The organism is Streptomyces boninensis (assembly GCF_048572725.1).
Classification (GTDB): domain Bacteria; phylum Actinomycetota; class Actinomycetes; order Streptomycetales; family Streptomycetaceae; genus Streptomyces; species Streptomyces boninensis.
In genome coordinates this window covers 9391091-9404590 of record NZ_CP183837.1, presented here as the reverse complement: position 1 = coordinate 9404590, position 13500 = coordinate 9391091, and the positions used below count along the sequence as shown (strand labels likewise).

The window sequence follows — 13500 nt, the reverse complement described above, 5'->3', positions numbered from 1 at the left end:
CTGCTATCGATGCTGCTCCGTGTAATGCGCGCGCAGCAGATCGGCGCCCCAGTCGTGGCGGATGTGCCGCCAGACGGAATGCGCGTGATTGCCGCCATCCTGGGTGTTGTCGTACTCGATGAGGAAGTCCGGGCCCCGGACGCAGTAATAGTGCCGCTCGCCCGGCGCCAGCCCGCCGGCCCAGGCAAAAGAGAGCGTGTCCAGCCCCTGCGCCACGGCGTCGGCCCAGCATTCCTCCGCATACGCGGCGGGCGCACGGTCAAGGTAGCGGCGCACCAGGCGCTCCACCAGCCGCTGCTGGCCCGGCGCCATGTCCGCGTACGGCAGGCCGCCCGGCAGCAGTCCCGGGTCGGCGAACGGATCGGCGCGGGTCAGGATGTCATCCGGCGGCTCGGTCGCGAAGAGCGCCTTCGCCTGAAGTCCGGCGTCCAGGTCCGTGACCAGCTCCCGCGCCAGATCCTCCTCCGGCCCCAGCAGCCGCCGCCCGGCCTGCGGCCCGTCCCCGAGCCGCGCCGGCTCCGCGCCGATGAAGTGCGGGGTCACCCGGATTCCGCCCGCCGTGATCAGGACATGCACGGCGAGATGGTGCCCATTCATCCGCCAGCCCCACGGACCGTCGCCATCCGGATCCCCCAGCAGCCGCACCCAGTACCGGTCCGCCCCGCCGGCGCCGAGGATCCCGCGCCGATACCGCTCCACCTCAATCGCCCCACGCGCGAGCTCGGCCCCGGGCACGCTGTGCGCCGCCCCCAGCACGGCATCGACGGCCTCACGCTGCGCACGATCGAGCCCTTCGGTCGACAGCCCGGGCCGCGCCCCCGGCAGATACGTCCACTCCCGCCACTCCGGCGCATCCAGCCGCCCGGGCCCCGCACGCAGCTCCCGCACCTGCTCCGGCTCCAGCACGTCCAACAGCCCCCGCACGGCCTCCCGCATCTCCGCGGCAGTCTCCTCATGCAATCCGCTCACCATCGCGCTCCCTCCCCAGGGATCCGTTGTTAGCCTATGCCGATGGACGAGGTGTTGGACGAGGGCCCCTTCTTTCACGGCACAAAGGCCAAGCTACAAGTCGGTGACCATCTCACCGCCGGTTTCCGCTCCAATTACCGGCCGGAAATCGTAATGAACCACATCTACTTCACCGCATTGCGCGACGGCGCAGGCCTCGCCGCCGAACTCGCCACCGGCGACGGCGAACCGCGCGTTTACGTGGTCGAACCAACCGGCGCCTTCGAGAACGACCCCAACGTCACCGACAAGAAATTCCCAGGCAACCCCACCCGCTCCTACCGCAGCACGGCCCCCCTCCAGATCACCGGCGAGATCACCGACTGGACCCGCCAGACCCCCGAGGCTCTCCAACTCTGGCGCGACCGCCTGACCGCCATCCGCCAGGACGACGGCGCCGAGATCATCAACTGAGGGTCCGTGAGCGCGGCTCGAAGCAATGGCATCCGAACGGGGCCATCGGCGCCGCCGTCGCCGCCCGCAATAACCTGACGCCGAGCCGCGTACGGGGCGTGACCTCAGGTGGTGAAGGGACCGCCGTTGCCGAAGACCAGGTCGGCGAAGCGTTCGCCGATGTGCTGGTGGGTGGCTGGGTCGGGGTGGAGTTCGTCGGGGAGGGGGCGTTCCGCGTAGTCGGACGCGCTGTAGAGGTCGAGGCCGTTGAGGTAGTGGAGGTTCGGGTCGGTGGTGGCGCGCTGGTGGACGATGCGGGCGAGTTCGTCTCGGATCACGGTCAGCGTCAGCTTCCCGGCGGCGGTCTCCGCGGGGTCGCCGGTGCTCATGAAGCGCATCCGTCCCTCGCTCATCGCGCTGACGTCCGGGGCGGCGGGCCCCGGGGTGTTCTCGTGGATGGCGCAGTAGATGGGGGACGCGACCAGCAGCGGGGTGGTGGGGTGGCCGTCGCGGATGGTGTCGAGGAAGCCGTGGACGGCCGGGCCGAAGGCGCGTAGCCGCATCAGGTCGGCGTTGACGACATTGATGCCGATCTTGAGGCTGATCAGGTCGGCGGGAGTGTCGCGGATCGTGCGGGCGGTGAACGGGTCGAGCAGCGCGCTGCCGCCGAATCCCAGGTTCACCAGCCCCACCTTGCCCAGGGTCGCGGCGACGGCGGGCCAGGTCCCGGTCGGGGTGGCGGCGTTGGAGCCGTGGCTGATGGAGCTGCCGTGGTGCACCCAGACCTTGCGGTCATTCGGCGGCGCGGTCTGGACGGGAGCGTTGGTGCGCAGGCCGGCCAGCAGGGCGGTCTCGTCATGCGGCAGCCAGATCTCGATGTCCTTGTCATGGCCGGGCAGGCCGCTGAACCGCAGCGTCTCCACCGGCCCCGGCCGGGTCTCCGCGGTCCCGGCGACCATGTCGATGGTGAGTACGTCGCCGTCCGTCACGCTCTCCCGGCCCGCGAGCTGCCCGTCGACGAGAAGCTCGTACACCCCATCGGCCCGCAGCGGCGCTCCGGCGTAGACGCGCTTGGTCGCCACGACGTCCAGCTCGACGGCGGTGGCCGCGCTACGGATCACCATCCGTACGCCGGAGGGCTGCGACTCGGCCATCGCCAGCTGGCCGTCGGGGATCTGCCGGCGCGCGAACGCGGGCAGCCGGTGGGGCAGCGCGCCGCGTTCGGTGTGCTCCAGGTCGAGGGCGCCGAGCAGGAGGTCGGCGGTGATGGGGGTGGTGGTCCAGTCGTGCTCGGTGCGCATTTCGGTCTCTTTGCTCGGAATCATACCTAACAGCATTATAGATTTACCTAATGTGATTAGGCAAGGGTTTCGGCCAGCCAGTCATGGATGGTTCTCCTTGCGCTACTCGCGCGGGCGCAGTCTCGCGTTCGGGAGCACCGGCGCCGGCAGCGGTGGGAGCTGGCCGGGCGGGAACTCGCCGAACAGGGCGGGCTTGCCGTCGTCGAGCGGGTCGATGGGCTCGAAGCCGAGTTCGGCCTGGTAGCGGCGCCGGTACTCGGCGATTTCGTCGTGGCTGCGGCCGATGAAGTTCCACCACATCACGATCTGCTCCCCCAGCGGGATCCCGCCCAGCAGGATGACGCGGGCTTCCGTATCACCCGCGGTGATGGCCAGGGTCTCGGATCCGGGAGGGACGTAGGCGAGTGATCGGTGGTCGACGGCGGCCGAGTTCACCGTGACCTCGCCCGTCTCGGCGAGGACGGCGTGCTCGAAGTCGGTCCGTACGGTGAAGCGAGCTGTGGCGCCGGGCTCGACGACGAGTTCGGCGCCGAGCAGGTCCGGTGTCCGCGTGTCGACCGGGGACGCCGAGCCGAGGAGCTCGCCGATGAATACGCGCGCGGTGACGCCGGGAAGCGACACCGGCTCCGGTGCGTAATGCACGAACGCGTTCTCGCTGAATCGCGTCTCGTCCGGCAGCGCGTACCAGAGCTGCACGCCGTGCAGCGTGCTCACCGCGGGGTCGCTGAGCTCCTGATGGGTGATGCCGCGGCCGGCGATCATCAGGTTGAGCTCTCCCGGCACGACCGGCGCCGCGTTGCCGCCGGAGTCGAGGTGCCCGACGTGCCCGGCGAAAAGCCAGGACACCGTCGCGAGGCCGGTGTGCGGATGCCGCGGCATCTGCATCCCACCGGTCTCGGATACGTCGTCGGGGCCGAAGTGATCCAGGAAGCACCACGACCCGACCAGCGACCTGCGCCGCTGCGGGAGGGTCCGGCGCACGGTCGTGGCGCGCACGCCGCCGAGCGGCACCAGGCGCGGCGTGAGGATCTCCACCTCCGTCTCAAGGTTCGTCATCGAATGATCTTTCCTTCCGCGTCGCGCGGACGCACCGGATGGCCGCTGAGAATCGAGATGCGGTTGAAGGCGTTGATGGTGACCGCCACCCACTCGGCAGCGACGAACGCCTCCTCGCCGAGAGCCACTCGGGCGCCGGCGAGATCGGCGTCCGACTCATCGGTGATGGGGAGCGCCGTGACCGCTTCGGCCACGGCGAGCACCGCCCGCTGCCGTTCGTCGAACAGCCGGGTCTCCCGCCACGCCGACAGCAGGTCCAGCTTCTGCTGCGCTATCCCCGCCTCGCGTATCGCCGACGAGAACGCCGACGCGGCCTGCCACGCCTCGGGCATGACCTTGTCCAGATACGGACGGCTCACCGTTTCCACTTCCGCGGACGTCACTTGGACAGGAAGTCACGCAGCGCGGCGTTCACTTCGTCCGCGTGGGTCCAGAGGAGGCCGTGCGGGGCTCCTTCGATCTCGACGTATGTGGCCTCGGGGAATGCCTTGTGGAATCGCCGCGCGGTGGCGTCGACCGGAAGGATGTTGTCCTTCGTCCCGTGCAGGATCAGCGCGGGCTTGCCGCTCGCGCGGACCGCCTCGACATCGCTCCGGAAGTCCTCGATCCATGCCGGGACGACGGCGTACGCGGCCACCGGTGCGCTGCCGATCGCGACATTCCAGCTGCCGGTCACGACCTCCTGGCTGATACGGGTGCCGAGGTTCTCGTCGAGGTTGTAGAAGTCCTTGTAGAACTGCGTGAACCACGCGTACCGGTCGCCCTTGGCGGCGGTGGCGATTCCGTCGAAGACCGACCGCGGCACGCCTTCGGGATTGTCGTCGCGGGCGACGAGGAACGGTTCGAGCGAGGCGAGAAAGGCGAGCTTCGCGACGCGCTCGTGGCCGTGGCGGCTGACGTAGCGGGCGAGTTCGCCGGTGCCCATGGAGAAGCCGACGAGCACGACGTCCGTAAGGTCGAGGGTTTCGAGGACCGTGTTCAGGTCGGCGGCGAAGGTGTCGTAGTCGTATCCGGTGCCCACCTTCGAGGACTGGCCGAAGCCGCGCCGGTCGTACGTGATGACCCGGTAGCCCTGGTCCAGCAGCTCTCGCGTCTGGCGCTCCCAGCTGTGCCCGTTGAGCGGATATCCGTGGATCAGGACGACCGGCTGACCCGAACCCTGGTCCTCGTAATACAGCTCGACCGGCGTGCTGTTCTCGGTGTCCACTGTGATGTAACCCATTATTCTCTACCTTTCCTTACCGGACTTCTCTTCAGGCCGAAGCCTGTTCCACCGTGCTTACGACAGTAATTCGGCCCCCGTCGCCGGGATCTGGGTCGGGAATGACTGTCTCCGGGTCTACGAGGTAGACCTCGTGGCCGTCCAGCGTGAGCCGACGCGTGACCTCCAGGACCATGCGCCTGGCCACGTCGTCGATCGAATAGACCATCGTGAGGTCGACGGCCACCCTGGTCTCCTGAAACGCGGAGTCCACGGCCTCGCGAACGACTCTCTCGGCACCGGCGAAGCCGATCCCGCCTTGCAGTTGGAGGACCCGCAGCGCGTCAGGACCGCTGCCGACGACATGGTTGGAGCGCACGACCGCGCGCGCGGCGGCTGGGACGCCCATCAGATGCAGACCCATGTCGGATGAGAATCGCTCGAAGAGCGACACCCCGCGCACACTGTTCCCGTGCGGATCGAGGCGCGGCGAGAAGGTGGCGATGCCGATCTGGCCTGGGAGCGCGCCGATGAGCCCCCCGGCCACGCCGCTCTTCGCGGGAATTCCGACCTGGGTCGCCCAGTCCCCGGCCGCGTCGTACATTCCGCAGGTGAACATGACGCTCAGCACCTGCCGCACCACCGGTTCAGGGATCACTCGGACACCCGAGAGCGGATTCACCCCGCGATTGGCGAGCGTCGCGGCCATCATGGCCAGATCTCGCGCGGTGACGAGCACGGAGCACTGGCGGGTGTAGCCCTCGACCACGGACGTCGGGTCCTCGGTGAGGATGTTGTGGCTGCGGAGCATGTTGGCAATGGCGAGATTGCGATGCGCGTGCTCCATCTCCGATACGCACACCGCCTCGTCCGTCCTCAGCCGGCGGCCGGCGAAGGCCGACAGTCCGTCGACTACCCGCTCGACACGCTCCGCCGGTTTCAGATCCTCCGCCCCGGCCAGCGAGTGCGTGGTGATCGCGCCCGCGTTGATCATTGGGTTACGGGGACGCCCGGTCTCGCTTTCCAGGGAGATCTCGTTGAACGCCTCACCCGATGGTTCGACGCCGACCTTGGCGAGCACGGGGTCGAATCCTCGATCCGCCAGCGCAAGGGCGTACGCGAACGGCTTGGAGATCGACTGGATCGTGAATTCCGTATCGATGTCACCGGCACCGTAGACCTCCCCCTGCACCGTGGCGAAGACCGCGCCCAGAAGCTCGGGGTCCGCCGCCGCAAGCTCGGGGATGTATCCCGCCAGCTCGCCCGACGTATCCGCCACCGTATCTCCGAGCACCTCGGCCAGGTAGTCGGGAATGACTGACCGCATGCGCCCTCCTCAGCTCTGCGTTGCGCGTCTGACCAGCGCAAAGTCGGACGGTGTCGGCTGGCGGAACATGCCACCGTTCGCGACGAATTCATCGCCGTGCTTCTTCAGGTGGCGGGCGAACAGCGGGCACACGGGCACGACGGTGAGGTTCTTACGAATGCTGTCATCGAGCGCCTCCCGTACCAGCAGACCGGCCAGCCCACGGCCACCGAATTCTTGGTCGATCTCGGTGTGGAAAAAGATCCGCTCCTCGCCTACGCCGGGATTGTCGACGAATTGGGCCCTGCCGATCGGAGGTCCGTCGCCGAGGTTCACGGTGTAGGCATGGATCGGGCCGGTGACATCCAGCGTGACCGTAACGGATGCGCCGGTGTTGTCGATCAATTCTTGCGTCATCAGGCTCCACTTTCGTAACAGCGATTGGGGAAGGGGCGCCATCAGTCCGAAGGCTTTCGGCCGCAGGGCCCCGCATGCGTCCGGGCTCGAATGTCACGGTGATCAACTGACCCTCGTACGCCTTCTTCTCGGTTCCCCGGCTCATATCGGCCTCCGTCGCTGCCGTGTCCGGCTGTTTCAGTCGCTGACGTTGCTGCGGGACTGGTACAGCAGGTCCTGGTATTCGGGATGCCGGGCAATCCATCCGGCGAAGAACGGACAGGTCGCCAGCACCCGCAGATTGGCGGCGCGTGCCTCGTCGAGGGCGGTGCGAGCCAGTGCGCCGCCGACCCCCTTGCCCTCGTATTCCGGCAAGACCTCGGTGTGCACGAATGCGATGAGTTCCGTCGTACGCAGGTATTCCGCGACGCCGGCGACCTTGGACTCCCCGCCGACCCGGGCCTCGTATCGCTTGGATTCCGGAGCGTCACTCACTTCGACTGCCACGTGTCCTCCATGGGACTTCGCGCGGGGTTTTTCTTCACGCTAACCCGCTTAAGTTGATGCATCAACTGGAGCAGTGCAACGGCAAGGTCAGGCTGCGTCACCAGCGGGTGTGGCCAGCAGCTGCATTTCCCAGGCAAAGGCCACGCCCGAGGCGCCGCCATGCTGGGCCTGGACCTCCGCCGCGCCCGGCACGGTCTTCTCGCGGGCCCAGTCGCGCTGCCACTCCCCCATCACGGCCATCCAGGTGATCGGCACCACGCCCGCCTGCACCATGCGCCGCACCGCCATGTCGTGGGCCTCCTTCGAGACGCCGCCCGAGGCGTCGGTCACGGCGAAGACGTCGAAGCCCTCGCCCGCCGCCTGTATGGCGGGCATCGCCAGGCAGATCTCGGTCCAGAGGCCGGCGAGGATCAGCTTCTTGCGTCCGGTCGCCTTGACGGCGTCCACCACCCGCTGGTCCTGCCAGGTGTTGATGAAGGTCCTGTTGATCGGCTTCTGCTCCGGGAAGACGTCCTGCACGCCCTGGATGAGCAGGCCGCCGCGCTCCTCCAGGACCGTGGTCAGAATGGTCGGGACGTCGAACACCTTGGCGGCCTTGGCGAGTCCGACGACGTTGTTGACCACCATCGTCGGCTCGTGGCTGTTGAGGTTGGCGACCTGGAACGGCTGGTGGTCGATCAGTACGAGAACGCTCTCCTCGGGCGTCAGCAGCGCGTCGAGTCCGGCCTTGTTCTCGGTGCTCATGGGGATTCCCTCTCTGGCGCATTTGGTTGATGCGTCACCTACATTAGGCGGAGGTTGTTGAAGCGTCAACTAGATCCCTGGAGGGGCGACTTCCGGGCACCTGCCCGACGGACGGACACCCCGTCCGAGCGGCGCCGTTACCCTCGGTTCATGAACGCAACGCCGCGCTGGCTGACGTCGGACCAGAGAGCCGCCTGGGACGGCTTCATCCGCATGCAGGAGCAGCTCATCGGACGGCTGTCCCGCCGCGTCCAGGCCGACTCCGGGATGTCCGCCGCCGACTACACCGTCTTGGTCAAACTCACCGAGACCGGCGACGGGCGACTGCGCTTCATGGACCTGGTGAAGCTGGCGGGTTGGGAGAAAAGCCGGATGTCACACCAGGTCGCACGGATGACGAAACGCGGCCTTGTCGCCAAGGAGGACTGCCCCGACGACGGCCGCGGCGCCTTCATCGTCGCCACCACGGCCGGCTACCAGGCGATCCAGGACGCCGCACCCATGCACGTCGAACACGTCCGCCGCCTGTTCATCGACGCCCTCCCCCCGGACGACCTCGACGCGGCCGCCCGGATCTTCAACCGAGTCCTCGCCCATATGGAGAAGCAGCCCGACTGACCGACCGGCCAGCGCCCCCCAAGGCTGGCCGGCGGTCGGCAGGAACTCCCGGTCGGCCCGGGCCACCAGGCGTATCAAGGTCAGATTGCCTTCACCCCCTCCGGTTCCACGTCCGCTTCGGCTCCGGCAGCCTGGGGTGCTGAGCGCAGCGCCAGGAGTGAGGCGGCTGCGCCAAGTGCGGCCAGGATGGCGGCGCCGGTGAAGGCCGCCGAGAAGCCGTTGGTCAGGGCCTCCGGGTCACCCAGTTCGCGGGCGCCGTACGACGCCGCCACCGCGGTCATCGCCGCCAGGCCGAGCGCGGAGCCGACCTGATAGCTGGTGTTGACGATGCCTGAGGCCAGGCCGCCTTCCTCGGGGCGGGCGCTGGAGAGGGCGGTGCCCAGTGACGGGATGAAGGCGAGCGACATGCCGATGGCGGCCAGCAGCGAGGCGGGCAGGACGTCCACCCAGAAGCTGCCGTCGGAGCGGGCGAGCGACAGCCAGAGCATGCCGCCGGCGAGGGCCAGCAGGCCGGTGACGATCAGCGGCTTGGGGCCGTACCGGCCGATCAGCCGTGGCGCCAGCACGATCATCATGATCATGATGGCGATCGTCATCGGCAGCAGGGCGGAGCCGGAGGCGAAGGCGCCCAGGCCCAGGACCTGCTGGAGGTAGAGGTTCAGGAAGAACCACATCGGGATCCAGGCGGCGGCCATCAGGAGTTGGGCGAGGTTGGCGCCGGCCAGGTTCGGGGTGCGGAAGATGCCCAGGCGTACGAGTGGTTCGCGCCGCTTGGCCTGGATCGCTATGAAGGCCGCGATCAGTGCCGAGCCGGCCAGCAGCACCAGCCAGGTCTCGGCCGAGCCCCAGCCGGTCTCGGGTGCGCGGACGATGGCGTACACGGCCGTGGCCAGGCCGGCGGTGACGGTGAGCGCGCCCGCGAGGTCGAGTGAGCCGCGACGGGCGGGGGCCGAGGGCATGACGGCCGGGGTGAAGGCCAGGACGAGGGCGGCGACGGGGATGTTGATGTAGAACACCCAGGGCCAGCTGGCGTACTCGGTGATGAGCCCGCCGAGGAAGACTCCGGCGGTGCCACCCGCGGGGGCGGCCGCCCCGTACAGGGCCAGCGCCTTCGTCAGCTCCTGCGGCCGGGCGCCGAAGAGCATCATCAGGAGGGTCAGCGCGGACGGCGCGATGAGCGCCGCGCCGACGCCCTGGAGCCCGCGCCCGGCCAGCTCGACCCAGACCTCGCCGGCCAGCCCCGCGACGAGGGACCCGGCGGCCAGCACCGCCCAGCCGGCGACGAACAGCCGCTTGGCGCCGAGCAGATCGGAGAGCCGGCCGCCGAGGAGGAGCAGGCCGCCGAAGGCGATGACGTAGGCGTTGAAGACCCAGGAGAGGTTCTCCTGGGAGAAGCCCAGTTCGGCCTGCATCTTGGGGAGGGCTACGCCGATGATCGACGTATCCATGATCACCATGAATTGGGCCAGGGCGATGAGGGCGAGCGCCGTCCAGCGGCGTGGGTTCGGGGGTGCGGTTGGGGATGACATTCTGGGGCCTCCTATACCGGGTGGGGGTATCTGCTTGCGACCGATGAGCAAAATACCCCCTGGGGGTATTCCCGCCAAGGGGGTGATCCGACAAGAAGTTGCGCCTGGCGCGCTTGCACTGGTGATACCCCCTGGGGGTATCCTGTCGGCGCAAGGCACGGTCCGCCCGGGTGGCGGCCTGCCGCACTACATCCGCTTGCCCAGGAGGAAGTCATGAGCGAGAGCCAGTCCTGCTGCACCCCCGACGGAAGCTGCGGGGGCGGCGGCACCGCCACCACCGTCGCCGCGCCCGCGACGCAGACCACCACCGTCTTCACCGTCAGCGGCATGACCTGCGGCCATTGCGAGGCATCCGTCGCCGAGGAGATCTCCGCCCTGCCCGGCGTGACCGCCGTGAAGGCCGACGCCGCCAGCGGAAAGGTTTCCGTCGACGCCGCCGAGAGCCTCGACGAGGAAGCCGTGCGCGCCGCTGTCGACGAGGCGGGCTACGAGCTCGTCGGCCGGGCCTGAGCCGACAGCCCAGGGTCCGGGCGGCAGGCGCGCCTCAGCCGCCCGGACCCTGCTGCGTCCAGCGTTACGGCGTCAAAGCGAGGCGCTTCGTGAAGGACTTGCCGCCGTCCTTGGACTCGTAGACGCCGTCCTGGCTTGCCGCCAGGACGCGGTTCTCGTCGATGGCCGTGAGCGGAGCTTCAGCTTCATGGGGAGTTCCATTGCGGGAGGCGTACGACCGGGCCCCGAACCCGCAGAGGGCAGGACCCGGTTCGTACGTGACGGAAGGGGTGTCGGGTCAGGCCTCGTCGAGGAACTGCTGGAACTTCTTCACCTCGGCCGACTGGCCCGTGATGACCGCCCCGGCGAGCTTCTTCGCGGCGGCGTTCCTGCCGTCCTTCCGCTCCGTCTTCGCCATCTCGATGGCGCCCTTGTGGTGCTCGATCATCATCTCGGCGAAGGCCTTGTCGAAGGCCGCGCCCTTGGAGTTCTCGAGCTTCTTCATGTCCGCGTCTGAAATCATCCCGGACATCCCGTGATCCATGCCGTGCTCCCCGCCCTCCATCTTGGTGGGCTTGCCCCAGGACTTCAGCCAGCCGGTCATGGTCTTGATCTCCGGGTCCTGGGCCTTCTCGATCTGGCCGGCCAGGTCCTTGATCTGCTGCGACTCGGCCCGGCCGTCGGCCAGCTTCGCCATCTCCAGCGCCTGCTCGTGGTGCGGGATCATGCTCTGCGCGAAGGTGACGTCGGCGTCGTTGAACTCGCCGGTCCTCTTGCCCGCGTTCCCGCCGGCCTCCTCGGGCGCCGACGAGCTCTTCTTGCCGCCGCCGTGGTCCATCCCGGACATGTCGTCGCCGTCGTCGCCGCAGGCGGCGAGGAGCAGGGCGCCGGCGGCGAAGACGCCGATCGCGGCCAGGCGGCGGTTACGGGCGCGCCCGAAGGCGCGGGGGGTGATGCTCATGATGGATTGCCTCGTTCTTTCTCTCCTACGGATCTGGGCACGGGTCACCGCACCGGCGCCGCGGGCGAGCGCTGAGCGCGCGCCATGGGGCGGGGCGGTGTGACGTCGGCCTAGGTCCGTAGCACCGAGAGAAGGGACAGATCCGGTGGGCGAGGCGGCGGGGAGTTGGGCCGCGGGGCGGCAGCGGCGTGGGCCGGCCAGTTCACCGGGCGGTGGCCGCTGCGGGCGAAGGCGGCGCGCAGCAGGGCGACGAAGGCCCAGGTGCCGAGGATGGCGAGGCAGACGGATGCCATGTCCATACCGGTGGCCAGGCCGATCGCTTTCGAGCCGCCGCCCTGGTCGTGGTGGCCGGCCTCGGGAGTGGCCGGTGCCATGTGATGCGAGGTGTGCATCGACGAGCTCATCCCCTGCGCCGACGCGCCGTCCGGATGCCCCGACGTATGCATCACCGTCACCCCGAGCGCGAGCACGGCGACGAACAGGAGGCGTCCGATGACGCCACCCATGCGCGACCAGCCGTTGCCCACGATCCCGATCTCCTCTCACGGGCGAGCGTACCCGCTGCTTCCACTAAGCTGCTTGGCAGTAGCGTACGCAACGTGGTACCTGCTCCGCATGCCGGCCAGGAGGGGAACGATCGTGCGAAAGCTGGGTGAGCTCGAGGCGGAGATCATGCACCGCCTGTGGGCCTGGGGCCGGCCGGCGACCGCGCGCGATGTGCTCATCGACCTCAACAAGCAGCGGCCGGTCGCGTACAGCACGGTCAAGACCGTCGCCGACATCCTCCACCGCAAGGGGCTCCTGCGGCGGGAGAAGGAAAGCCGGGCCTGGGTGTACGAGCCGACGCTCACCCGGCAGGAGTACACGGCGGCGCTGATGCAGGAGGCCCTCGACAGCAATCCCGACCCTGCCGGCGCCCTCGTCAGCTTCGTCGAACAGATCTCGCCTGAAGAGGTGGAGGCCCTGCGCTCCGCGCTGCGCGCTGCGAAACGCCGGAGCGGCTCGTGATGGCGGCGCTCGTACTGGCCGCGTACGCCGCCCTCGCCGGAGCCGCGGCGCCGTACGCGCTGGCGCGGGCGCGGTGGGCGCACCGTATGCCCAAGGTGGCCGTCCTCGCCTGGCAGGGGCTGATGGCGACCTTCGTGGTGTCGACGGCGCTGGCCGTGCATCGCCTGGTGCTCGCCGAACAGCATGTGCACGGCGGGCTCGTCGGCCTGCTCCACCTGTGCGGCGTGCCCGCGGCGGGTGCCGGGCGCGGGGACATGACGCCGACGGTGGCGGATGCCGCTCTGCTGCTGCCACCGCTCCTCGTCGCCCTGCTTCCGGCCGCGTGGCTGCTGCGCGCGATCGGGCGCGGCGGGCGCGGCGGCGGCATGTGGTGCTGCTCGCCCTCGTCGGGCGTGCGGCTCCGGAGTACGACGCCACGGTGCTGGATCATGACGCCGCCGCCGTCTATTGCCTGCCCGGGCGCGCGCGGCGCGTCGTCGTGACCCGGGGTGCGCTGGAGGTGCTCACCGAGGAGCAGCTGCGCGCCGTACTCGATCATGAGCGCGCGCACATCGCCGGGCGGCACCATCTCGCGCTGGCCGCGGCCGAGGGGTTCGGGCGGGCATTCAGGGGTCTGCCGCTGGCACGACTCGGGCGCGAGCAGACGGCGCTGCTCCTGGAGATGGCCGCGGACGACCGGGCGCTGCGCCGCCACCGGCGCGATGATCTGGCCACCGCCATGTGTGAGGTCGCCGCTGGCCAGACCCCGCAGGCTGCCCTCGGCTCCGGCGGTCCTGGCGCAGTGATCCGGCTGCGCCGTATCCTCACCCCGGCCGCCGCACCCCGCCGGGCCACCGGCGTCGCCCTGATCCTCGCCTCGCTCACGGCACCAGCGCTGCCGCTGCTGCTGGCCTGCTGCCCGCCGGTCGGCTGAGGGCTGCCCGCCTGTCCGCTGACGGCTCGCGCCGCGCCTACGTACCGAAGGGGGCTGCGGGATGGGCGGC

18 protein-coding genes are annotated in these 13500 nt (G+C 69.3%); 6 read left to right on the top strand and 12 right to left on the bottom strand.

The genetic code is table 11. The annotated features are described in order from the left end of the window. Positions 1-3: 3 nt before the first annotated feature. On the bottom strand, positions 4-969 hold the full coding sequence (locus ACNNMR_RS42395) for a DUF3500 domain-containing protein (RefSeq protein WP_420000091.1): 966 nt from the start codon (positions 967-969) through the stop codon (positions 4-6). A gap of 42 nt (positions 970-1011) precedes the next feature. Between ACNNMR_RS42395 and arr the strand changes: the two genes are divergently transcribed. Then, positions 1012-1422, top strand: a complete 411-nt coding sequence (gene arr, locus ACNNMR_RS42390; RefSeq protein ID WP_420000090.1) for an NAD(+)--rifampin ADP-ribosyltransferase — start codon at positions 1012-1014, stop codon at positions 1420-1422. Between the two features lie 104 nt (positions 1423-1526). Here the strand turns inward: arr and ACNNMR_RS42385 are convergent, their stop codons facing one another. The 8 genes from ACNNMR_RS42385 to ACNNMR_RS42350 form a co-directional block, all read right to left on the bottom strand. After that, positions 1527-2702, bottom strand: coding sequence for a GDSL-type esterase/lipase family protein (locus ACNNMR_RS42385; protein ID WP_420000089.1), 1176 nt, complete (start codon positions 2700-2702; stop codon positions 1527-1529). Between the two features lie 102 nt (positions 2703-2804). Then, positions 2805-3758, bottom strand: a complete 954-nt coding sequence (locus tag ACNNMR_RS42380; protein ID WP_420000088.1) for a pirin family protein — start codon at positions 3756-3758, stop codon at positions 2805-2807. Continuing rightward, on the bottom strand, positions 3755-4117 hold the full coding sequence (locus ACNNMR_RS42375) for a carboxymuconolactone decarboxylase family protein (protein ID WP_420000087.1): 363 nt from the start codon (positions 4115-4117) through the stop codon (positions 3755-3757). The genes ACNNMR_RS42380 and ACNNMR_RS42375 overlap by 4 nt, the downstream gene beginning before the upstream one ends. A gap of 20 nt (positions 4118-4137) precedes the next feature. Continuing rightward, positions 4138-4980, bottom strand: a complete 843-nt coding sequence (locus tag ACNNMR_RS42370) for an alpha/beta fold hydrolase (RefSeq protein ID WP_420000086.1) — start codon at positions 4978-4980, stop codon at positions 4138-4140. Between the two features lie 31 nt (positions 4981-5011). Then, positions 5012-6286 carry a glutaminase gene (locus tag ACNNMR_RS42365; RefSeq protein WP_420000085.1) on the bottom strand — a complete coding sequence of 425 codons (1275 nt, stop codon included), beginning with the start codon at positions 6284-6286 and terminating at the stop codon, positions 5012-5014. A gap of 9 nt (positions 6287-6295) precedes the next feature. After that, complete coding sequence (locus tag ACNNMR_RS42360; RefSeq protein WP_420000084.1) at positions 6296-6682, bottom strand: GNAT family N-acetyltransferase; 387 nt, start codon at positions 6680-6682, stop codon at positions 6296-6298. A 177-nt stretch (positions 6683-6859) separates the two neighbouring features. Next, positions 6860-7168, bottom strand: coding sequence for a GNAT family N-acetyltransferase (locus tag ACNNMR_RS42355; RefSeq protein WP_420000083.1), 309 nt, complete (start codon positions 7166-7168; stop codon positions 6860-6862). 87 nt (positions 7169-7255) lie between these two features. Further along, entirely contained in the window at positions 7256-7912 is a 657-nt protein-coding gene (locus tag ACNNMR_RS42350; RefSeq protein WP_420000082.1) for a hydrolase, read from the bottom strand. Between the two features lie 150 nt (positions 7913-8062). Between ACNNMR_RS42350 and ACNNMR_RS42345 the strand changes: the two genes are divergently transcribed. After that, positions 8063-8530 (top strand): MarR family winged helix-turn-helix transcriptional regulator, encoded by a 468-nt coding sequence (locus ACNNMR_RS42345; RefSeq protein WP_420000081.1) that lies wholly within the window; start codon positions 8063-8065, stop codon positions 8528-8530. An 80-nt stretch (positions 8531-8610) separates the two neighbouring features. Here the strand turns inward: ACNNMR_RS42345 and ACNNMR_RS42340 are convergent, their stop codons facing one another. Continuing rightward, a complete protein-coding gene (locus ACNNMR_RS42340) occupies positions 8611-10059 on the bottom strand; it encodes an MFS transporter (RefSeq protein ID WP_420000080.1) in 1449 nt (482 codons plus the stop codon). 213 nt (positions 10060-10272) lie between these two features. On the opposite strand from ACNNMR_RS42340, the gene ACNNMR_RS42335 reads away from it, so the two are divergent. After that, positions 10273-10569, top strand: a complete 297-nt coding sequence (locus tag ACNNMR_RS42335) for a heavy-metal-associated domain-containing protein (RefSeq protein WP_420000079.1) — start codon at positions 10273-10275, stop codon at positions 10567-10569. 277 nt (positions 10570-10846) lie between these two features. On the opposite strand, the gene ACNNMR_RS42330 is transcribed toward ACNNMR_RS42335, so the two are convergent. After that, positions 10847-11509 (bottom strand): DUF305 domain-containing protein, encoded by a 663-nt coding sequence (locus tag ACNNMR_RS42330; RefSeq protein ID WP_420000078.1) that lies wholly within the window; start codon positions 11507-11509, stop codon positions 10847-10849. Positions 11510-11619: 110 nt separating this feature from the next. Next, positions 11620-12036 carry a DUF6153 family protein gene (locus ACNNMR_RS42325; RefSeq protein WP_420000077.1) on the bottom strand — a complete coding sequence of 139 codons (417 nt, stop codon included), beginning with the start codon at positions 12034-12036 and terminating at the stop codon, positions 11620-11622. A 112-nt stretch (positions 12037-12148) separates the two neighbouring features. Between ACNNMR_RS42325 and ACNNMR_RS42320 the strand changes: the two genes are divergently transcribed. From ACNNMR_RS42320 to ACNNMR_RS42310, 3 genes are read left to right on the top strand one after another with little or no spacing between them, the layout of a single operon-like run. Further along, positions 12149-12517, top strand: coding sequence for a BlaI/MecI/CopY family transcriptional regulator (locus ACNNMR_RS42320; protein ID WP_420000076.1), 369 nt, complete (start codon positions 12149-12151; stop codon positions 12515-12517). Then, entirely contained in the window at positions 12517-12999 is a 483-nt protein-coding gene (locus ACNNMR_RS42315) for a hypothetical protein (RefSeq protein ID WP_420000075.1), read from the top strand. Before ACNNMR_RS42320 ends, ACNNMR_RS42315 begins: the two co-directional genes overlap by 1 nt. Then, a complete protein-coding gene (locus ACNNMR_RS42310; RefSeq protein ID WP_420000074.1) occupies positions 12936-13430 on the top strand; it encodes a M56 family metallopeptidase in 495 nt (164 codons plus the stop codon). The genes ACNNMR_RS42315 and ACNNMR_RS42310 overlap by 64 nt, the downstream gene beginning before the upstream one ends. The last annotated feature ends 70 nt before the right edge of the window (positions 13431-13500 follow it).

Excerpts from the sequence above, each read along its gene's own strand:
- arr (WP_420000090.1), top strand. The coding sequence starts at position 1,012 with ATGGACGAGGTGTTGGACGAGGGCCCCTTCTTTCACGGCACAAAGGCC.
- ACNNMR_RS42370 (WP_420000086.1), bottom strand. The coding sequence starts at position 4,980 with ATGGGTTACATCACAGTGGACACCGAGAACAGCACGCCGGTCGAGCTG.
- ACNNMR_RS42315 (WP_420000075.1), top strand. The coding sequence starts at position 12,517 with ATGGCGGCGCTCGTACTGGCCGCGTACGCCGCCCTCGCCGGAGCCGCG.
- ACNNMR_RS42385 (WP_420000089.1), bottom strand. The coding sequence starts at position 2,702 with ATGCGCACCGAGCACGACTGGACCACCACCCCCATCACCGCCGACCTC.
- ACNNMR_RS42345 (WP_420000081.1), top strand. The coding sequence starts at position 8,063 with ATGAACGCAACGCCGCGCTGGCTGACGTCGGACCAGAGAGCCGCCTGG.
- ACNNMR_RS42330 (WP_420000078.1), bottom strand. The coding sequence starts at position 11,509 with ATGAGCATCACCCCCCGCGCCTTCGGGCGCGCCCGTAACCGCCGCCTG.
- ACNNMR_RS42335 (WP_420000079.1), top strand. The coding sequence starts at position 10,273 with ATGAGCGAGAGCCAGTCCTGCTGCACCCCCGACGGAAGCTGCGGGGGC.
- ACNNMR_RS42380 (WP_420000088.1), bottom strand. The coding sequence starts at position 3,758 with ATGACGAACCTTGAGACGGAGGTGGAGATCCTCACGCCGCGCCTGGTG.
- ACNNMR_RS42350 (WP_420000082.1), bottom strand. The coding sequence starts at position 7,912 with ATGAGCACCGAGAACAAGGCCGGACTCGACGCGCTGCTGACGCCCGAG.
- ACNNMR_RS42340 (WP_420000080.1), bottom strand. The coding sequence starts at position 10,059 with ATGTCATCCCCAACCGCACCCCCGAACCCACGCCGCTGGACGGCGCTC.
- ACNNMR_RS42360 (WP_420000084.1), bottom strand. The coding sequence starts at position 6,682 with ATGACGCAAGAATTGATCGACAACACCGGCGCATCCGTTACGGTCACG.
- ACNNMR_RS42365 (WP_420000085.1), bottom strand. The coding sequence starts at position 6,286 with ATGCGGTCAGTCATTCCCGACTACCTGGCCGAGGTGCTCGGAGATACG.